At 58.7% G+C, this 18,946-nt stretch carries 13 protein-coding genes and 2 pseudogenes; 7 read left to right on the top strand and 8 right to left on the bottom strand.

Going from position 1 to position 18,946, the window contains the following annotated elements; translation table 11 throughout:
• Nucleotides 1–89: 89 nt before the first annotated feature.
• Entirely contained in the window at nucleotides 90–1,181 is a 1,092-nt protein-coding gene (locus GA0061098_RS27440) for a LacI family DNA-binding transcriptional regulator (protein ID WP_091963957.1), read from the bottom strand.
• 261 nt (nucleotides 1,182–1,442) lie between these two features.
• On the opposite strand from GA0061098_RS27440, the gene GA0061098_RS27435 reads away from it, so the two are divergent.
• The 4 genes and pseudogenes from GA0061098_RS27435 to GA0061098_RS27420 all read left to right on the top strand — a co-directional run bounded on the left by GA0061098_RS27435 (nucleotide 1,443) and on the right by GA0061098_RS27420 (nucleotide 6,617).
• The gene (locus GA0061098_RS27435; protein WP_091963954.1) at nucleotides 1,443–2,672 is read left to right on the top strand and encodes a CaiB/BaiF CoA transferase family protein; all 1,230 of its coding nucleotides are present in this window, start codon (nucleotides 1,443–1,445) and stop codon (nucleotides 2,670–2,672) included.
• 222 nt (nucleotides 2,673–2,894) lie between these two features.
• Nucleotides 2,895–4,046, top strand: a complete 1,152-nt coding sequence (locus GA0061098_RS27430) for a glycoside hydrolase family 88 protein (RefSeq protein WP_091963951.1) — start codon at nucleotides 2,895–2,897, stop codon at nucleotides 4,044–4,046.
• 170 nt (nucleotides 4,047–4,216) lie between these two features.
• Nucleotides 4,217–5,146, top strand: coding sequence for a dihydrodipicolinate synthase family protein (locus GA0061098_RS27425; RefSeq protein WP_091963949.1), 930 nt, complete (start codon nucleotides 4,217–4,219; stop codon nucleotides 5,144–5,146).
• Between the two features lie 9 nt (nucleotides 5,147–5,155).
• Nucleotides 5,156–6,617: pseudogene (locus tag GA0061098_RS27420) on the top strand (NAD-dependent succinate-semialdehyde dehydrogenase).
• A 658-nt stretch (nucleotides 6,618–7,275) separates the two neighbouring features.
• Here GA0061098_RS27420 and GA0061098_RS27415 read toward each other — a convergent pair.
• The 3 genes from GA0061098_RS27415 to GA0061098_RS27405 are packed head-to-tail and all read right to left on the bottom strand — an operon-like array spanning nucleotide 7,276 to nucleotide 10,502.
• Nucleotides 7,276–8,241 carry an NAD(P)-dependent oxidoreductase gene (locus GA0061098_RS27415; protein WP_091963944.1) on the bottom strand — a complete coding sequence of 322 codons (966 nt, stop codon included), beginning with the start codon at nucleotides 8,239–8,241 and terminating at the stop codon, nucleotides 7,276–7,278.
• 3 nt (nucleotides 8,242–8,244) lie between these two features.
• On the bottom strand, nucleotides 8,245–8,925 hold the full coding sequence (locus GA0061098_RS27410) for an HAD family hydrolase (protein ID WP_091963941.1): 681 nt from the start codon (nucleotides 8,923–8,925) through the stop codon (nucleotides 8,245–8,247).
• The gene (locus GA0061098_RS27405; protein ID WP_245323638.1) at nucleotides 8,922–10,502 is read right to left on the bottom strand and encodes an amidophosphoribosyltransferase; all 1,581 of its coding nucleotides are present in this window, start codon (nucleotides 10,500–10,502) and stop codon (nucleotides 8,922–8,924) included. Before GA0061098_RS27405 ends, GA0061098_RS27410 begins: the two co-directional genes overlap by 4 nt.
• Nucleotides 10,503–11,843: 1,341 nt before the next feature.
• Here GA0061098_RS27405 and GA0061098_RS27395 point away from each other — a divergent pair.
• On the top strand, nucleotides 11,844–13,169 hold the full coding sequence (locus GA0061098_RS27395; RefSeq protein WP_091963937.1) for a DUF3422 family protein: 1,326 nt from the start codon (nucleotides 11,844–11,846) through the stop codon (nucleotides 13,167–13,169).
• A 140-nt stretch (nucleotides 13,170–13,309) separates the two neighbouring features.
• Here GA0061098_RS27395 and GA0061098_RS27390 read toward each other — a convergent pair.
• The 3 genes and pseudogenes from GA0061098_RS27390 to GA0061098_RS46315 form a co-directional block, all read right to left on the bottom strand.
• Nucleotides 13,310–13,631 (bottom strand): annotated as a pseudogene (locus tag GA0061098_RS27390) (DUF736 domain-containing protein); the annotation flags it as partial.
• Nucleotides 13,632–13,917: 286 nt separating this feature from the next.
• Nucleotides 13,918–14,130: an IS66 family insertion sequence element accessory protein TnpB gene (gene tnpB, locus GA0061098_RS47490; protein WP_165637640.1), complete on the bottom strand. Its 213-nt coding sequence runs from the start codon at nucleotides 14,128–14,130 to the stop codon at nucleotides 13,918–13,920.
• Nucleotides 14,131–14,314: 184 nt separating this feature from the next.
• Nucleotides 14,315–14,566 carry a hypothetical protein gene (locus tag GA0061098_RS46315; RefSeq protein WP_245323636.1) on the bottom strand — a complete coding sequence of 84 codons (252 nt, stop codon included), beginning with the start codon at nucleotides 14,564–14,566 and terminating at the stop codon, nucleotides 14,315–14,317.
• Nucleotides 14,567–15,313: 747 nt separating this feature from the next.
• Here GA0061098_RS46315 and nodU point away from each other — a divergent pair.
• Nucleotides 15,314–16,975 (top strand): nodulation protein NodU, encoded by a 1,662-nt coding sequence (nodU, locus tag GA0061098_RS27375; RefSeq protein WP_091963932.1) that lies wholly within the window; start codon nucleotides 15,314–15,316, stop codon nucleotides 16,973–16,975.
• 1,299 nt (nucleotides 16,976–18,274) lie between these two features.
• Here nodU and GA0061098_RS27370 read toward each other — a convergent pair.
• Nucleotides 18,275–18,595 carry a hypothetical protein gene (locus tag GA0061098_RS27370; RefSeq protein ID WP_165637639.1) on the bottom strand — a complete coding sequence of 107 codons (321 nt, stop codon included), beginning with the start codon at nucleotides 18,593–18,595 and terminating at the stop codon, nucleotides 18,275–18,277.
• On the opposite strand from GA0061098_RS27370, the gene GA0061098_RS45205 reads away from it, so the two are divergent.
• Nucleotides 18,594–18,917 (top strand): hypothetical protein, encoded by a 324-nt coding sequence (locus GA0061098_RS45205; RefSeq protein ID WP_165637638.1) that lies wholly within the window; start codon nucleotides 18,594–18,596, stop codon nucleotides 18,915–18,917. The two genes, GA0061098_RS27370 and GA0061098_RS45205, sit on opposite strands and share 2 nt — an antisense overlap.
• Nucleotides 18,918–18,946: the final 29 nt, after the last annotated feature.

Genomic DNA, 18,946 nt, shown 5'->3' with positions numbered 1-18,946 from the left:
TGATATGGGGCGAGCAGCTTGCGTCACCGGGTCCTGGGACGCGAAGGTAAGGCTACGGTTCTGAAATAGTTATCAGGACCGTGGGCCGGTCAATGATCTCGACTGCGCCCGCGACGGGCGGGACGGACGCTGGGCCGCGGCGGGGCGCTCGATGACCGCATGACGAGTCGGTACGGCAACACGACACTTCTCGGGACAGGACTTCCGGCAATGGCATTGATGAGATAATCGGCGGCTCCCCGGCCGATTTCTGCTGCCGGAACACTGACTGTTGTGAGCGGCGGGTCCATTTGCGCCGCCAGCTCCACATCGTCAAATCCTGTGATGGAAAGCGTGGCCGGTACGGACAGGCCCATCTTGCGAGCCTCTGCCATTGCGCCGATGGCAAGCGTGTCGGTGGTGCAGATGACTGCTGTCGTGTCCGGATGATCGGTGAGGAGCCCCCGAAGGGCACTACGGCCCTGGGCTAGCGAATAATCGGCCTTGACGATCTGGGTTGGCTTGAGCGGGAGACCGGCGTCCGAGAGCGCGCGCTGAATTCCCTCGAGCCTGGCGCGGGATCTGTCATTGGACGCGGCAACAACGTTGGCAATCGCGCCGAAACGGACGTGTCCAAGCCTCAGCAGATACTCCGTCATCTCGCGGGTGGCGCTTTCGTTGTCGATTCCGATCGCGGGGATGCCGCCGCCGGCCTTGGCGACATAGGTGGTGATCACGGGTACGCCTGCCTGTTCGATCAGGCTCCTGAGCTCCCGTCCGTGGGAAGCTCCGACCAGCACGATACCATCGATGCCGCGTTCAATCAGACTTTGCAGTTCCTGAAATTCACGCCGCTGGTCATATTGCGAATTCGCAATGAACAGCGTGTAGCCGCTTTCGCTGAGCCGGTTCTGAAGCGCTTCCACCCCTTCTGCAAAGATACCGAGCGCCAGCGTCGGAACGATGACGCCAACGGTCCGCATGCGTCCCGATTTCAATGCTCTGGCTGCGCTATCGCGCGTGTAGGACAGGTCATTGATATGCCGCATGACCCGGTCACGAAGCTCCGGCCGTACGATATCGGGGTGATTGAGCACCCGCGACACCGTCGCCGGCGATACATTCGCCTTTCGGGCTACGTCCTCGATCTTCACCCGCGGCTGCTGGCGGCCTTTTGGCGCGATTACAGGTTTCTTGTCCATTTGCCTTAGCCAACCAGGAGAAGGAGAGGGTCTCCCATCAAAAGCGTTAAACCATCACGAGCGGCACCTTCTCAAGCCCTGTATGCGGGCCATCGGCGCTATTTCTGGCGCTCTCATGCGCAGGTGGAGCGGGATGAAGCGAACCTCATTCGAAAGTTGGTTGATTCGCTTGACTCCGGTTCTCGCCCAGCCTAACGCTGAAATCGTTTTCAGATCGAGAGCCCAGCAGCTCGATTTCAGGTAAACCGAAAGCAAGGATGTATGGTCGATCTCTTGAAGGGCATTCGTGTCCTCAGCCTCAATCACTTTCTGATGGGTCCGGTCGGCGTGCAGTTTCTTGCCGACCTCGGTGCGGACGTGATCGCCGTTGAACCGCCCGGAGGGGCCTTTCAGAGGAAATGGGGCGGGGCGGACAAGCAAGTTGATGGCCAGTCGATGTTGCTTCTGACGGGAAACCGCAACAAGCGCAGCCTCACGCTCGATTTAAAGAAACCCGAAGCCGTGGTCATCGCCAGGCAACTGATCGCGAAATCGGATGTGATCGCAGAGAACTTCCGCCCAGGTGTGCTCGACAAGCTTGGTCTCGGCTACGAGGATGCAAAGAAGATCAATCCGCAGATCATCTATGCCGCTGCCTCCGGCTACGGTCCTGACGGGCCCTACGTCGATCGCCCAGGCCAGGATCTCTTGATCCAGGCGCTATCAGGACTTGCGATGATCACCGGAAGTCGCGAGCAGGGGCCGCGGGCTGTCGGCGTTTCCGCCATCGATCATCACGGCGCCGCCTTGTTTGCGGCGGGGATCCTGGCTGCCCTGGTGAGGAAAGCGCGGACGGGGCAGGGCTGCCGCGTCGATGTTAGCCTGCTGTCGGCTGCGCTCGACCTGCAGATGGAATCTTTTACCTGCTACCTGAACGGCCAAAGGCCTGACGACGTCCGTCAGCCGGGCCCGTTGGCCGGCTGGTACTACGGCGCGCCTTACGGCATCTATGCGACGCGCGATGGACACATTGCGATCTCTTTGGGATCGCTGGAGGGGCTCTCAGACGCGCTTGGCCTTCCAATCGACCAGCGAATTCCTGACGAGGAGGCGTATCGCAGGCGGGACGAGGCCTCAGCCATGATTGCGGCCAACGTCGCTAAACGCTCAACCACAGAATGTATCGTGCTGTTCGAGGCGCGCGGAATTTGGCACGCTGCGGTGAACGATTATGCCGACGTCGTTGCGGATCCGCAGATCGCGCACAACAAAAATTTTCAGGTCGTGACCGGCGCGACCGGAACTCCCATCACCCTCGTCAGCCATCCCGTGCGCTACGACGGCGAGCAGCCGGACGTGCGTTTGCCGCCGCAAAAGCTCGGTGCGCAAACGGAAGAGATTCTGAATGAGCTGGGCTATGACGCCAGGAAATTGAAGGATCTTTACGAGATGGGCGCCATCGGCGCTGCGGACCCGCATCACTCAACGAACAAAGAGACTTCTCGAAAGTAGCACGCTTATGTCAGGAGGGGCATGGTGATCGGCATAAACTTGCGCGCGGCTCTCCTTTCGGTGCTGCTGATGAGACGTGCTCCTCGGCAGCGATGCAACCAAGCACGCTTGGAAGTCTCGTGAACACTCACCGTTCACGCCAGTCCAGGATCTGTTGGTAAAGAGCTTTAAGTTGCCGCCAGGCCAAAGCCGCGCGGCGAGTTTTATGTTGGACAAGAAGCCATGTCGGAAAGCCAATATCTGCCCGCGCGCGAGCGTATGCTGAAGCGCATTGCCGAGACCAGGGACACTGCACGCTCGGGCTTGCCACACTGGGCGAGCGCCGCCGACGGAAAATGGACGTTTACGCCCGATGGTGATTGGACCGGCGGGGCATTTGTCGGTGAGCTTTGGCTCGCGCATCTCGCTGATCCCAGGCAGTTCCCAATCGAAGACGCGCGTGCTGCGCTAAGCCGAATGTTGCCGCGTGCCGAGCGGCTTACGGCCTTCAAGGGTTTCGGCTTCTATCATGCTGGCGCCCTGGCCAGCATCCTGTTCAAGGAAGAAAACGCGCGCGCGGTGGCTCTGACAGCTGCGAGGTCGCTTCGTGATATGTTCGATCCACACCTCGGACTGATACCGTTGGGCAGGGATGCCGAGGAGGCGAGCGCAGTCGGAGCCTCCGAGAGCAGCATCGATTCGCTCCAGGCGACAGGCCTGCTCTATTGGGCCGCGGAGGAGCTTTCCGATGCCCGGATGGAGGAGGTCGCCAATGCACATATGCGGCGTGTCCTGGAGATCCATGTGCGGCAGGACAATTCAGTTATCCAGTCTTCCACCCTTGATCCACACACCGGCAAGGTGCTCAGAACGCACACGCACAAGGGATATAGCGATATCAGCACCTGGGGCCGGGCGCAGGGATGGGCGATGCTCTACACCGCTCACGCCGCCATGGTCCGCCCGGACGAACCGCTATGGCGCGACTACGCCGTGCGCCTTCTTGACTGGTGGATCGACCATGTCCCTGCGGATCTCATTGCCTTCTGGGATTTCGACGATCCGGCGATCCCCAACACCAGCAGGGATACTGCGGCCACTGCGATCGCTGCTGCCGCGGCGCTGCGCCTCGCATCCGCACTTGGTCCTGAGCGCGGCGCCAAATATCGATCATTTGCGGAGCGCACAGTTACTCAGCTGAGCTCGAAATACCTGACACCGACTGCTCCCGATGACCCGCGCCCGCCTGGAATGCTCACCGGCGGCTGCTTCACCCGAAAGGCGATCGTGCGCGATATCGATGCGGCCCAGAACGTCGAGCTAATCTTCGGAAGCTACTTCCTGTTTGAATGCCTTGCCATCCTGACGGATCTGGTGCCGCCTGGCTGGATCTAATGAGGAGGCGCGAAAGGCTTCCAACGCGAGCAAAGCCTCAAACCAATCTTGTTTGTGACGCCAGGCCAGTCAATCTGTCCAAAAAGCGCGACGGCATCGGCTCCATCCTTTGTTTGCGATGGCTGATCGAACTCGAGAGCAACTGACTGCCTCCTGTCCGGAACCCTTTCATGAGAAATGCGAAAGCTCCCATCTATCGCGGCTTGTTCCCGGTCGCTCCGACGCCGTTTACGGACTCTGGAGATCTCGATCTCGAAGGGCAGCGGCGCGTTCTCGATTGCATGATTGATCAAGGCGTGGACGGGATCTGCATTCTGGCGAACTATTCCGAGCAGTTCCTGCTGTCTGATCAGGAACGCGACATTCTGGTCGAGCTCTGTCTTTCGCATGTCGCGGGCCGCAAGCCAGTCATGGTGACCTGCAGCCATTTCAGCACCCAGATTGCGGTGCAACGCGCCCGCTATGCGGCCGAACGTGGCGCAAGCCTCCTCATGCTGATGCCGCCTTATCATGGTGCAAGCCTCAAGGCGGATGAAGGCGCCATGATCGGCCATTTCGGTCGGGTCGCGGACGCAGCCGGGATTCCTATCATGGTCCAGGACGCGCCGCTCTCCGGCGTGACATTGACGGTCCCGTTTCTGGTCCGGCTCGCTTGCGAGGTGTCGCTCGCCAGATATTTCAAGATCGAGGTGCCGTTTGCGGCTGCCAAGCTGCGCAGTCTGATCGAGCTCGGCGGTGAGGTCATCATTGGTCCTTTTGACGGGGAGGAAGCCATTACCATGATGGCAGACCTCGATGCCGGTGCGAGTGGAACAATGTCAAGCGCGCTATTGCCCGATCTGCTCCGCCCAGTGCTCGATCATCACAAAGCGGGCGACAGGCAGGAAGCCGCCCTTGCGTATGCAAGAGTGCTGCCGCTCATCAATTGCGAAAGCCGCCAGTGCGGCCTGCGCGCCGCCAAGAGCGTGATGGCTGAAGGTGACGTGATCAAATGCGAAGCCGTGCGGCATCCGCTCGAGCAGATCCATCCCGCGACGAGAGCCGGATTGATCGAGCTTGCGCGTGAGCTCAACCCGCTGGCTCTTCGCTGGGGACATTGAGGTGCGGGCATGAAGCGCTGGGAACAAGCTGCGCAGGCAGAACCTGTGTACCCCAAAGTTAGGATGTTCATTGCGGGCGAATGGACAGAAGGGGGTTCGGATCGCTCGGAAAAGATCCTCAACCCCGCGACCGGACAGCCAATTGGTGAAACTCCTTATGCGTCCCGCGGCGATCTCGATCGTGCGATCATGGCCGCTCAGGAGGGCTTTGAGATTTGGCGAAAGGTTTCGGCCTTTGACCGATACAGGACGATGCGCAAGGCCGCCGATCTCCTACGCTCGCGCGCAGCCGGCATCGATCATGACGCTCGAACAGGGTAAGCCGCTCAGCGAGTCGAGTGCTGAAACGCTCATTGCTGCCGATATCATCGACTGGCTGGCCGAGGAAGGGCGGCGCGCTTATGGGCGGATCGTGCCGGCGCGCTTTGGCAATGTCGCCCAGCTCGTGACCAAGGAACCTGTCGGGCCGGTTGCGGCATTTACGCCCTGGAATTTTCCGATCAACCAGGCCGTGCGGAAGATCTCGGCGAGCCTTGCAGCTGGCTGCTCCATCATCGCCAAGGGACCTGAAGAGACGCCAGCGAGCTGCATGGAGCTGGTGCGTAGTTTCGCGGATGCGGGCTTGCCGGCGGGCGTGATCAATCTCGTCTTCGGGGTGCCATCCGAAGTTTCAGATCATCTCATACGCCATCCTATCATCCGGAAAGTCTCCTTCACCGGTTCGACCGTAGTCGGAAAGCATCTCGCAGCCCTTGCCGGCGCCCACATGAAGCGCGCCACCATGGAGCTCGGCGGGCACGCGCCTGCCATCGTTTTCCCGGATGCCGACGTCGAGAAAGCCGCAAGAATCTTGTCGGCGAACAAGTTCCGCAATGCCGGCCAAGTCTGCGTCTCGCCCACGCGGTTTCTGGTGCATGAGAGTATCTATGAAGATTTCGCCAAGAGGTTCGTTGCCGAGGCCAGCGCGATCAAGGTTGGCAATGGCCTTGAAAGAGATAGCCGGATGGGACCGCTCGCTAATTCGCGGCGGGTCGATGCAATGGAGAGCCTTGTCGCGGACGCTCTCGATTGCGGCGCCCAGTTGCGCACCGGCGGCAAGCGTATTGGTAATGCGGGGTACTTCTTCGAGCCGACGGTCCTGACCGATGTTCCACCTCAAGCGCGCATCATGAATGAAGAGCCGTTCGGCCCTGTCGCCCCGATTGCGCGGTTTAAAACCTATGACGAGGTTGTCACGGAGGCCAATCGACTGCCTTACGGGCTCGCCGCCTACGCCTACACGCGATCCGCCGCAACCATGGCCGCGATCGGGGCCGATCTCCGATGCGGGATGGTATCGATCAATCATCATGGGCTTGGGCTTCCCGAAGTGCCCTTCGGAGGAACGAAGGAGTCCGGCTTCGGTTCGGAAGGTGGCCTCGAGGCAATCGAGGGCTATCTCGACACCAAATTTGTGAGCCAGGCGAGCTAGAACCGGAATAGCAGACGCAAACTGGAGCAGAACGACTTCGTTCTACAGTGCCGGGACCGCCTCAAGCGCTCCACCCTTCTCCGCTGGCAGACCGGTACGTCTGCCTTCTCCCCAGACTTGAGCCGCTGTCGGAGAAATACGGCAGCGGCCCTTTTCTTTGCTGGACTGACTTGTTCATTCGGGTGAAGCACAAATGAGATACTTTGTTCGACAAATCAGCGCGTTCGGATAACAACTATGTGTGCCAAAGCGCTCAAGTATCGCCGTCAATAATAGCCCGCGAGCAACACGAATACAGACATTTGTATTCAAGCGCGACGCGCTCGAATCCGCCGTGGCCTTGACAGTGAAGTGCTGAATGTGGTGCCGAAGATTTTCAAGGCGGCTGTGCAGTGCGGGCACTAGTCGAACCGAACAAGGAGGGCAAGCAAGCACCCGGGAGCGAAATGGGCTATTCGTCGCTTCTCCGTCCGCGCGTCGCCCCGACCAGCACAGGATTTGGATGCTCGCCAAACGCATTGCGACTTCGAGCACGCACTTCATGATCTAAGATACCGTGCCCGACGCCGCTCGATTGATGCTGGCGCTTGAGGCCGTCGACTTTTCTCACGCAGCAAGTACTCGTCCTAAAGCCGACGTAACTTCAAGAACAGACATTTCAAAGCGACGCGATCGAGTGAGGAGTCGCGATGAAACCTTGCCTTCCTGTTTCGTGGCGAACATACGATCGGGCCAAATGTGGCAGGGTCAGTTCACCTTTGCCTGCGACAACCGCAAGCTTGAATTCCTGCGCGGCAGCATCCAGGACCGGCACGGAAACGGCACTCTCGCGCGCTAGGCGCACGGCACACTCGATATCCTTTGCAGCATTTGCAATTGAGATTGCCAGTGCATCTGGTTTCTCTCCCAACAAAAAGGCGGCGAAGGCTTGGAATATTCCGCTGTTCGTAGAGCCCCGACCGACCAAAGAGCGTAGCGTTACAAGATCTATCTGAAGACTATCCGCGAATTGGCAGACCTCAGCGGCGACCGCAGCTATGCCCATAGTCATACTGTTGTAAACAAGCTTGAGCTTATGGCCTTGTCCGACATCTCCAACATGCATAACGGTCTCACAAAACGCAGCAAGAATGCGTTCAGCAACGGGAAAGAGTGTTGCATCCGATCCAACCATCGCATTGAGAAGGCCGAGCTCTGCTTGCTCGGGGCTTCGTGTTACTGGAGCATCAATAAAGCTTAGACCTCGTCTTTGCGCCTCTTTCGCCAATGCAACGGTCGAGGCAGGATAGGAAGTCGTGCAATCAATTATCAAGCCTCCTCGGCACATGTGGACAAATAGTCCATCGTCATCGAGGCACACCGTCTCAACTTCGCGGCTGGACGGCAGGGACAACACCACCACACTTGCATGCTGCGCCAACTCAGCGATCGACGTATGCTCGCAGGCCCCTGCACTTATCAGGCGATCAGCACCGAACCGGTTCTTGTTGACTTTGATGTGGAGCTCGCTGTGCCGTCGCAGCAGGCTGATGCCTATACCTGTTCCCATGCGCCCCGCTCCGACAAGCCCTATGCTCTGCTCGATCGTTTTGGGAGCTGCGTTCGCTGATGGTCCCTTGTTCATAATTTAGCATTCCGAAAAGAAGTCACGGCTTTGTAGGATGGGCAGCAGCTCGTGATGGTTGTTGATCGTGTAATCTGGACGCGCGGCTTGCAGGCGCGATGTCGAAACAAATCCTCCGGTAATGGATATGCTTGTCAGCCCGAGATTACGTGCAATATCAGTCTCGACGGGCATGTCGCCGATGATGAAGGTTGATGAGGGCTTCAGGTTGTGCCTTTCCATATAAAGGCGAAGCCGCTCGCCTTTGCTCATCGATTTAAATTGCGTGGCACGGCTTTCAAAAGCGAGCACATCGGTGATGTAGTTATCCACTCCAAGTCTTCTCAGCTGGGACTGTAAAGGCGTGACTATGTGGTTGCTGAGGATGATGAGTAGAGCGGATTCTCGTCGCGCTAACTCCAGCACTCTGCGCGCCCCCTCACGCAAATCGGCTTTATCCGCAAGAGGCTCGTATGTGTCGTGAAACAGTGCGCCATCGTCGCGCTCAACTGCCTCAACCTCCTCCCGCGACATTCCAAGTGCATGATAGAGACGAGAGAGGGGAACATCACTATGCTCTCGAAAGGTGTTTATATCGATGCTCGGACGACCAAAGCGGCCCAAAATAAAATTGATCGTTTCGAGTAGCGCGTACGTGTCATCGAGCAGTGTTCCGTTCCAGTCAAATACGAGAGCGGGTTTCATGATCCTGACCTCAGACGGGGATTGACAGGAAGAGCGGCCAGGAACGCTTCCAAGTTTCTGTCCGCGCGCCGCCGCCCAGCGGGGGTCGGCATCTCCAACGTGAAGGGTGACAAATCGATGCCGTCTAGCCTGTTGGCCAATATGGATACAAGCGCGCGGAAGGGCAGATAAGTTATTGTTGCTGCTTGGATCGCCGTCGCAATGTTGCTTTCAATCAGGCTGAGGGCTGGCGGGTCCATTCTGTGAAAACGAAGGCACTGGGCGCGCAGTTCGGGCGGCAGTCGCTTCAATGCCTGCCAGAATGCGAGCTCATCTAGCGTATCAATACCCATGCCGTAGTAGTTTGGAGCAACTATAGGCGGCGAACCAATCGCCCAATGTACGGCGTTGGCTCCAGCGGCAAGGAGCATCGTTGTGACGGCTTGGCTGGTATCGCCTCGAATAAGGGCCTCGTCGACAACTATTATGGTCCGTTTAGCGACGGCAGGTTCCGACACTCGATACTTCTGAGCAATGCGAGATTGCCGAGCCCTGGGTCTGCCCAGGAGCGTTCGCTCAGGAAATTGCGCCGCCACTACGTCACTACGCTGGGCGAGCACACCGTGTTCGGCGAGAGAGTCAAACAGACCATCGGCGTACGGACCCCCAGTATTTGGCATGGAGGACACGATTGGCGGCATCAAGAGCAGCTCTGCTCGAACTCGCTCCGCAACAATTCTCCCCAAGGCGAGCCCGATGTTGTAACGGGTTTGGCGATGTGAATGGCCCTCGACCGACGTGTTCGGACTTCCCAAATAGAGAGTCTCGTAGGCGCAGAGTTTGGCCTTACATCCTCGGCTGTTCAGGGGGTGGTCAACGCTGCCGCCCGTCTTAGCATCCACGCGCTGTATGCTCCCAGGCGAGAGCTGCTGGATCTCACCTTCCAAGCCAGCGAAGGCACAAGTTTCAGAAGCAAAGAGCAACAATCCCTCGTTTGTCCGCATAGTCTCCAATGGCCGCAAGCCGCTTCGATTGCGGTATGCAACAAGATCTCCGTTCTTATCTAGCAAAAGCGCGGTAATGGCACCATCGATACGATCATCAAGCTCGCGAAAGATAGCTTCGTAGTCTGCGGGCAAGCCGTGACGCCAATATTCTTGTTCGCAAGATCGTTCAATCCACCTCAGCAGGAGCTCGGTGTCTGTGTTGGGAGCTATCAGTTGGCCCTGAGCGCGTAATTCGCTCCTGAGTTCACGGGCGTTCACCAAGGCGCCATCCAGAGAAATTGCAAAATGGCGGCTAGGAATTGACTGCACATCGCCGTCACCCCCAGTTCCACAGGATCCGCTACGGATCTGCGCGATTGCGACATGAGGCCGAAAGCGCGGCTCCTGTTCGATGCAGTCAATGCGCACTGAATTGTCGTTCGATTGAAACGCCCTGCCGCATCGGATCCCACGCTCTTGCATGAAGGCAGAGACGACGACACCTGCTTGCCCGCGGAGTGCAAGTGTCGGAATCATTTTCTTTAGCTGATCAACAACGCGCGGCGATGGTTCGCTTGAAGCGCAGAGAAATGCACCGGCGACACCGGACATATAAGTCACCTACTTGTTAAGGAGCCGATCTGGCGGGCCGCCTCGCATGGCAAATCTGCCTATGAAGGCGGAACTTCGCTTCATCCTTAGCAAGCGTCGTACCAGTGCTCTGAGTATACTGGCTGGCATTTCTGGAGCGAGGAGAATTGGAAGACGAGCCATTCTAGCCACTCAGTGCGTCTTGTGCGTCGTTCAGGCCCTCACACGGTGTTCAAGATGCGACGACAGTGTGCGAAAAGCGCCACGGCAAGCCACCAAAGCGGGTCTTTACGGGCTCTAAGCAGGCCAGATAGCGGCGAGCTGGTATTTTCGAATTTTGCGAGCAAAGAGTCGGCAGATGACGCAGCGCGAGTGCATTGCGCGGTTGCCGAGACCGGCCCGCCGGGTCTGGACAGACGAAGTGCGCCCGTCCGTGTGCGGGACAGAGCAACGAATGGACTTAAGCTAACCTGCGTTCTTTGGCCAACTCACATTTGATGCCGCTGTGTGCACGCTGGTCCGAACACGGCATGAACGGAATAGGGTCTGCCTCGCCGCGACAACCGGTCGAGCCGCAAACGCTTGCGCTGCTCTCAGTGACGCTTCAAAGGCGAGGAGGCTCCAGTTGCTTGATCCAGTCAACCTCACGCGACGTAACGTTATCAGCCATCGCCGAGCCTTGCCCGGTCGGCGGGCGGAGTCACTCGCAGGGCTCTGCATCGACAAATCCAACGAGAGCGTGGCGGCTCAAACAATGGCAGCGGCCGGGTGAGCGATCACCTTGCCGAAAACAGCCCCTTCCCTGTGGCCTGTGCCACGTGCGCATTCTGTGAGAATCCAAGCGTCCTCATGTCTGAACCGCCTCCGACTGTCTTCGAAAGCCACATTGCGCAAAAAAGACGCGAGAGGGCCCCTTCTATAGTGCTGGCCCAAATCCTGCACCGGCTCTCGGCGCCAGGAGGCGTGGCGCCGGCAAAAGATGGGAGCCGAGTTTGGGCCTCGATACGTCAATCGACAATGCGGTTGCCGCACCGGAGGTCGTTTATCTGTACCACGCTGGGAGAACGGAAGACGTTCCAGCTTGGCACGGCCTCGCGCGGCATCGGTCATCCCACCGGACAACTGCTTTCAGAAGAGCGCCTGGCGTCATTCGAAAGCTGGATGAGGCGGCACCATCTCAATCTGCCTGGCCTGACCTTCCTTCCGCAAGACCTCTTTCCCGAGTTCAGGGCGGCCTCGGTAGTGATCGTCGACATGACTCGATCAGCAACCTAGCCGCGCGCAACCGTTTCCCAGCACCGCCATTGCCTCCCGCGTCAAGGCTGACGGTTGCCTGCTCACCCTGAAGCGAGGCGTCAATACATGATCGATGAACTGGATCTGCGAACCTTCACGCCACATCCGCAACGCGACGCTGTGCTCGGCGAAGTGCACGCGCGCCCCTTCACGCGCCTTGTTTCGCCCTTCAGTGTGATTCACTTCGCTTTTCTTGCACAGGGCGAGGCGGCCACAAGCGATCGCTGCCGTTTTATCGATTTTTGCCTCGATCGCAATCTTACGCCGCCTGAGCAATCGGCGAAACTTCATCAGATTGTCATCGGGCCCGCTACGCTACGCTGGGAGCAGCATTCGGAATTTACAACATTCACGTGGATCTGGACTAACGAAAATTGTTCTACCGCAGACCATTTTAACAAAGTTGATGGCACCGTCCGATCGCTGATCCGCGCGTTACGTCAGACCGGACAGTTGCTGGTCGCGATCAGGCTAGAAGTGGAGCGGGACGCCTCGCCGACCAGGCGGGCCGAACAGATTTTTGACAAGAACAGCCTGGCCATGGTCGCCACAAAGAGCGGCGCAGCAGTTGCCGCTTCAGACTTCCGCGTAGACGAAAAAGGCTTCACGAAAATCCTCGTCTGCGACCTCGGGTTGACGTCGCACGATCTCGGAGCGCTGGTGCAACGGCTTCTGGAAATCGAGACCTACCGTCCATTGGCGCTGCTTGGCCTGTCGGCGGCCCTTGAGCTTGCACCATCTGTTGATCGCATCGACCGCCGTCTTGTAGAGGCGCTCGAGAAAATGCAAACCGGTGAGGGGTTGCAATTCAACAACCATCTGCTTGCCGAGCTGACGGCTCTGGCCGCCTCCTTCGAAAGAGGCGCGACGGGCAGCCTGTTTCGGTTCGGCGCCAGCAGGGCCTATAACGAGCTGGTCCAATCGCGACTATCCATCATCGAAGGCAACGATGTCTCGGGCTACCCAACCTGGTCGTCGTTTCTGGCACGCCGCATGGCGCCGGCGATGCGAACCTGCGCAACTGTGGAGGATCGCCAGGCAACTTTGTCGGTCAAGCTCGCGCGCACCGCCGATCTGTTGCGAACCCGGGTCGACGTCGAAATCGAACGACAGAATCGTGACCTGTTGCAGGCTATCAACGAGCGCGCGAGACAGCAACTTCGGCTGCAGTGCACGGTCGAAGGATTGTCGGTGGGGGCGATCGGATATTATGTGGTCAGCCTGTTTAGCTATCTTGCCAAGGGCGCGCATGATGTCGGACTGCGAGTAGAGCCCTCGTTCCTGACCGCAGCCTTCGTTCCGATCGCGGTCGGCGTGATCTGGCTGGTGAGTTACAATGTCCGAAAGCGACACCTCAAGCACGATGACGCGCCCTCGGTTACTTGTGACTAAAGCTCCTTGAGGGAATCGGTGCGTTCGTCCTGCGAAGCTCGTATAGTCGGGGTGCGACGCTATCGCAAGATCGCGGCCGGCTCCTGCGCAAGGTAATGCCCCGCCCGGACGAGCCGGGCGAGGCATTGTGGATCGGGGCAGTCGCCGTTGCGACGGCTGGGACGGGACCAGATCAGGCTGAAGCCCTCACCTTGCTCGTCGGCGAAGAGGTTGGCGAAGATCGGAGCGGTGGAGCTCGGATCGTCGAGCTTCAGACCGAGATAGTTGCGGTCCTCCTTGGAGCGCTTGAACCAGGCGGCCCCGATCTCCACGCGGCCGACATAGACCGGGTGGCTCGGTCCGTTCGCCGAAGCGGTTGGATTCGGGGACAGTCCGGACGTTCCTGGCCTGCAGCGAGAGGGGGACGATTTCGCCGGTGAGCTCGTGGCTGCTGGTCTTCTTGAAGGTACCGATGGTCGCCATCGTAGTTCGCTCTACTTGAAAACCCAGAGTCTGCGAGCCGGTGCCGTTTAGGCTGGACGAACGGCTGTCAACAGGCGGTGCAAATTATGATGAGCAGGCGTCTATAGCCTCGGCGCAAAGGCGCGGCCAAACCGATGCCGCTGCAATTCCTTGATGTCTAACGCAGTCGTTCGCTTACTCGGCAAGCAGCATCGCTGCGCGTCTCGGGATCGTCAGGCAGGGCGTCGCTAACACCCAATTCAGAGCATATCCGCCGCCATCTGGCGACGCGGCCGACGCGCCTGATTCACTTCGCCGCAGTGCCGCCAACAACTATCCCGCTTGCGTTGGCGCCGGCGTCTCTCGTCCCTCGTAGACACGCCGCCAGGAGACCTTGGAGCAATGCCGACAATAGCGCCGCCGACAGGCGCATCACGCCATCCTCGATCTTCGGCCAGCAGAAGATCCCATCCTCGAGCCGCCCGATGAACAGACACAGGCCCGTTCCGTCCCAGAACATCAGCTTAAATCTGATCCGCCCGCTTGGCCCTGAACACATAGACAGCTCCCGAGAAGGGATTTGCCCCCATGCTCTCGCACCAGGGTAGCAAGCCCTCCATTCTCTTGGGGGAAGTCAACCGGTTTGGTCGCCACCATCACCCGGACCGCACCCGACGGACCGATCACCGGCTCGCCTTCAGCGCCTAGACGATCGACGCAATCATCGTCGGGTCCGCACTACGGCGAGCCCGGATCGTAATGCCGTTAACTTTGATCTCGATGACCTCGGTATCCGCCTTGGCCTTGCAGCGCGGTGCCTTGCGCTCACGGCCAAGAGCTGGAGCCGGCACCACGGCATCCACCACCGCCGGCACAAACTGCACTTCTTCTTCGAAATGACCGCGCGCTGCTTCTCGCAACTGACGGCGCCAGCCAAACAACTGCTGCGGCGACAATCCATGCCGTCGAGCGCCGGCTCGCCACTCATAACGATCTCCGCAACAATCCGGGCCTTCCTCGTCGCTCCACTTCCGCCCAGGCCGGCTCCGGTGAAGACCTCGAGCCGCCGCACCGGCTCCGTGAGGGCAGTATGCACAGTGGCCATTCTAAGCCTCACGGTCCAAACCGAACCGCAAACTCGGCAGTTCACCCCGTCCCCCAGTAAGTGGCCCCTGAACGGCGCTTACGCTTCAACCCAAGAGCGGTGCAGACAAGCGCATTCGGTCTTACTGACCCCGCCATCTCAGTATAGGGCACCTATGATACGCGCGGTTCGCGACGACCTATTTGAGGTGATGCTAACGCGAATGCCTAGGTTCTAACTGAATTTCAAAAGTGCGTCTTTTTCAACGTGAGCCACTCGCTGGCATCGCGCGGCCATGATCTCGTTCATCCGGTAGAGAGTTCCGCTGCGCTCGTTCGCTCGACGTCGGAGAAGGCGCGCGGGCCGCAGGCCGCACGCACGCATATTGTCGTCGTTGGCCAGAATGCTTCGTCCGAAACCGAACGCGTGCGTTGTCACGAATAGGTCAAGCCGCTTCCAATCCCGACGTTGATCAGACAATCGCCAGCTATTCAACTCACTGGAACTGGCCCAGAGCGTGCATCGTGACAGATGGGAGCCCATCTGAGTCTCGCGACATGAGCAACAGTTACGGCGCCCTGAAATCGTGTGGATCACCGACATTAGGTTCGAAGACAGTATGCGCATCTGCGGTATCAAACTGACCCATGACGGAGCAGTCGCCCTTATCGAGGACGGACGGCTTGTCTTTTGTGTCGAGCAGGAAAAGCGAGACAATAATCCGAGATATCGAAAAATCGACAATCTCGATGCAGTTGTTGTCGCTTTGGCAGAGCACGGTTTTGATACGCGTGACGTTGATCGGTTCGTCATCGACGGATGGTGGGGCGAGGTTGAGTCACAATTTCAGGTTCTCAGTGGGACTGCACCCATTACCCTTAAAGGGGCGCCGTATGCTGAGGGCGAGGCCGAAGGCCTCCTCATAGCGCACGACGGCTCTGGGCTGATGCTAAACGGGAGCGCCTTCCCTTATCAAAGCTATCCGCATGTCACAGCCCATGTGGCTTCCGCTTTTTGTACTAGCCCTTTCGCCAAGGCCGGACAGCCCGCGTTCTGTCTGGTTTGGGACGGCGCCTCCTTTCCGCGTCTCTACCATGTGGAACGCCGCGCAGCCAGGTTCCTCGAGTGTCTCTTCCCGCTGATCGGGCATGCTTATGCTGCCGCAGGCTATCACTTCGGACCATACAAGCAGGCGAACCGGACCAAGTGGGACCTCGGTGTTGCGGGCAAGTTGATGGCCTACATCGCGCTCGGTTCAGTCGATGAAAGCATCGTCGAGGTGTTTCAGGGGCTCTACGAAAATCATTTTGGCACGTTCACGGAGCCAGTCGGTCGTTGCAGCGAGGACGCTGCGCTTGAGCCTGTCCATGCGTTCTTCGATGCCTGCGCGGTACGGTTAAAGGCCAACCCCCCCGCAAATGTGCTTGCATCCTTTCATTGCTTCCAAGAGCGACTCCTCGTTAGCAAGCTCGCGAGTGCTATACAGAGGCATTCGAGCCTTCCCGCGCGCAATCTGTGCATAACCGGCGGCTGCGGTCTCAACATAAAATGGAATAGCGCACTACGAGCTGCCGGCTTGTTCGATGCTATCTGGGTGCCCCCCTTTCCGAATGACAGTGGCTCCGCAATAGGTGCCGCTTGCTCGGCATTGGCGGCAGACCAAGGCTTTGTACCATTGGATTGGTCCGTCTATAGTGGTCCAGCTGTGGAAACAGGCGACGTGCCGCCCGGATGGGGCGGCTCACCATGCAGCATACGTGAACTTGCCACCATCCTCGCCAGCAACAAGCCGGTCATTTTCCTTGCAGGCCGCGCGGAGCTTGGACCTCGGGCTTTGGGTAGCAGAAGCATACTCGCCGCGGCGACATCGCCGCAAATGAAGGACCGTCTCAACGACATCAAACTTCGCGAGGACTTTCGGCCGGTAGCGCCAATATGCCTGGAAGATCGTGCGCCGGATATTTTTAGTCCTGGAACGCCAGACCCTTACATGCTCTTCGAGCACCTAACACGCGCAGAATGGCGGGATAAGGTCCCCGCTGTTGTGCATCTGGACGGATCTGCGCGATTGCAGACTATTTGCAGGACCTCTCAGCACAAAATCGCCGAACTTCTCGTCGAATACGAAGGGCTGACGGGCATTCCGCTACTATGCAACACCAGCGCCAATCACAACGGACGTGGTTTTTTCCCGAATGCGGCATCTGCGTGCCAGTGGGACCGCGTTGACCACGTGTGGTGCGATGGCGTGCTATGGACGAAACGCGCGGGCGGCGACTGAGCGTGGCCAACGGCGTCTTTCTCTCTCAGCGCGCGGAAGCGGGGCCGTACGCCGAAGATCGTATACCTCCGCCAGAGGCCGCCTTGTTTGACGAACGCGATCGCTGCAGGGCGTAGGGATAATCCTAGGAGTACCTCCATGATGATTTCGAGGGCGGAGTTGATCACATTGGTAGAGCGGCGGCGCGGCGGTCGCTGGATGAGAGGGAGCGGCTTGTTGCAGCATCGCTGGAGCTCGGCGCCAGTGTTTCCGAGGCGGCTCGCATGGCCATGTGAGTCAGCTGTTCAGGTAGCGCAAGGAGCTTTGCAAGCACGATGAAGAGTATATAGGGCCGTTCGTGGGGGTCGAGATTGGGGCTTCTGTGCCGCCGCTGGAAGTGGCCGAAGCGCCATTGACGACGACGGCGGCGCGTCGACGCAAGGGCCAGGGCATCATCGAGATTGATCTTGGTACCGGGGCACCGCTTCCGGATCGATGGCGAGGCTGACGGCGACGCTACGTCGTGTTCTCGGTGCTTTTGGTCCGCCGATGATCCAACGAATGCGCCACTTTGGGTAGGGTAGGCCCTGTGGTGCGACCGGTAAGTTATTGATGTTCTTAGGTCGAGGCTCACTCTTAAATGGCCCCGTCAGCGACCTGTCATGCAACAAACCTTGGATCCGCTTGTTCAATCAATCCCAATAATCGAGTGTTAGGCCTCCCGCAACCAACACGCCCTAGCCCGGCAGAGGGTTGTTGCGATAAAACGCGAGTTTCATCGTCGAGGACATAGCACGGGATTTCGATATCGCCGATGCGGAGGGGATGATCATTGGTGCCGTGCGTTACCTGTCGAATTTCTCCGGACCGACGTGCAGCAGCGGCTTTCTTTGCTTGCTTCTTATGCTTCTTTGTGGACATCGACGCGGCGCAGGCGACTCCGCCTTCTTTCCCGGTAGCCTTAACAACCGTGCAAGAATCTCCAAATTATGCTCGCATCATATCGAGCGTTTCCGAGATCGGGCGATGAATGTGCTGGCCTGCGGCTATTGCGATGGACGCCGGTACGCGCATTGTAGTGAGCCGCGAAATCAAAATCGATCTTCGTGTCGTTTGACACCTTGACTCGCCGGCTGGCGGACTTTGGTTCGCCGCCCCGTATCGCATTGGTGCTTTCCGGCGAAACGATACGCAATTAGGACGGAAAACGGCACGCTTTCTATGCGATCCTTCACGTCGATCCCCTCCGGGATCAAGCGGCTGCGAGGTCCGGCTGGGTTAGCCTCCGTTGCCGGGCCTCGCTTCCGGCCGCGGGCACCATCAAGATCGCAGGCGAAGCCTGCGCAGAAGCCTCGCCGACCAGGGCACGTGAAGAGCTCTTCTCACTGCAGCCAGTCCGCGAGCTTCGATCTGCAGCCGCCGTTTACGCTTTTCCTGAGCTCTGTTGGCGCATCCAACAGCCGCTGCATAAGCAACGAAGCCGGCCGGGATCCAGAGCATAACGATGGCAATGGCCGCGGTCGCGACTACTGCCAAGATTTTCCAATGCAGGCCGTCGCCGAGCAGGGTGAGGATAAGCGGTGCTGCCAGGATCAAAACCGCGACAATCACGGCAATCCCGACCATGACGTACAAATGCATGATGAAACTGGATGCTCTGCAAGAGTTCCCCAAGCTCATCGGCGATTTCTGTCCGCCGGTCGGCAAGTCTGTCAAGTCAATCGGTGACACGGAATTTCTTCTCATTCTCCGCGGCAACAGCCAAGGCACGAGAGAGTTTGAGCGCCTGATCCGCCGAGACCTGAAAGTGGACGCCTACAACGCTCGCAATAACCGCGGTGATCTCGTCGTCGGCCTGCTCAACTATGATCGCTGCCGACTCGTGAGTTCGATCTCATCGATCCGGCCGAAAACATCTCGTTCATTCGCCATTGCTGCGCTCTCTTGCTGTGATCACCGATGAAAGCCCACCATGTAGCGGATTGCGATGAA

Source organism: Bradyrhizobium shewense (assembly GCF_900094605.1).
GTDB lineage: Bacteria > Pseudomonadota > Alphaproteobacteria > Rhizobiales > Xanthobacteraceae > Bradyrhizobium > Bradyrhizobium shewense.
Note: the sequence above shows the minus strand (reverse complement) of the source record. Positions and strands in the feature narration are given on the sequence as shown.

Bases quoted from the DNA above. Each gene is read 5' to 3' on its own strand.
- GA0061098_RS27440 (WP_091963957.1), bottom strand. From the start codon at position 1,181: ATGGACAAGAAACCTGTAATCGCGCCAAAAGGCCGCCAGCAGCCGCGG.
- GA0061098_RS27430 (WP_091963951.1), top strand. From the start codon at position 2,895: ATGTCGGAAAGCCAATATCTGCCCGCGCGCGAGCGTATGCTGAAGCGC.
- GA0061098_RS27395 (WP_091963937.1), top strand. From the start codon at position 11,844: ATGATCGATGAACTGGATCTGCGAACCTTCACGCCACATCCGCAACGC.
- GA0061098_RS27410 (WP_091963941.1), bottom strand. From the start codon at position 8,925: ATGAAACCCGCTCTCGTATTTGACTGGAACGGAACACTGCTCGATGAC.
- GA0061098_RS27405 (WP_245323638.1), bottom strand. From the start codon at position 10,502: ATGTCCGGTGTCGCCGGTGCATTTCTCTGCGCTTCAAGCGAACCATCG.
- GA0061098_RS27425 (WP_091963949.1), top strand. From the start codon at position 4,217: ATGAGAAATGCGAAAGCTCCCATCTATCGCGGCTTGTTCCCGGTCGCT.
- GA0061098_RS27415 (WP_091963944.1), bottom strand. From the start codon at position 8,241: ATGAACAAGGGACCATCAGCGAACGCAGCTCCCAAAACGATCGAGCAG.
- tnpB (WP_165637640.1), bottom strand. From the start codon at position 14,130: ATGTTCTGGGACGGAACGGGCCTGTGTCTGTTCATCGGGCGGCTCGAG.
- GA0061098_RS27370 (WP_165637639.1), bottom strand. From the start codon at position 18,595: ATGCATTTGTACGTCATGGTCGGGATTGCCGTGATTGTCGCGGTTTTG.
- GA0061098_RS27435 (WP_091963954.1), top strand. From the start codon at position 1,443: ATGGTCGATCTCTTGAAGGGCATTCGTGTCCTCAGCCTCAATCACTTT.
- GA0061098_RS45205 (WP_165637638.1), top strand. From the start codon at position 18,594: ATGATGAAACTGGATGCTCTGCAAGAGTTCCCCAAGCTCATCGGCGAT.
- nodU (WP_091963932.1), top strand. From the start codon at position 15,314: ATGCGCATCTGCGGTATCAAACTGACCCATGACGGAGCAGTCGCCCTT.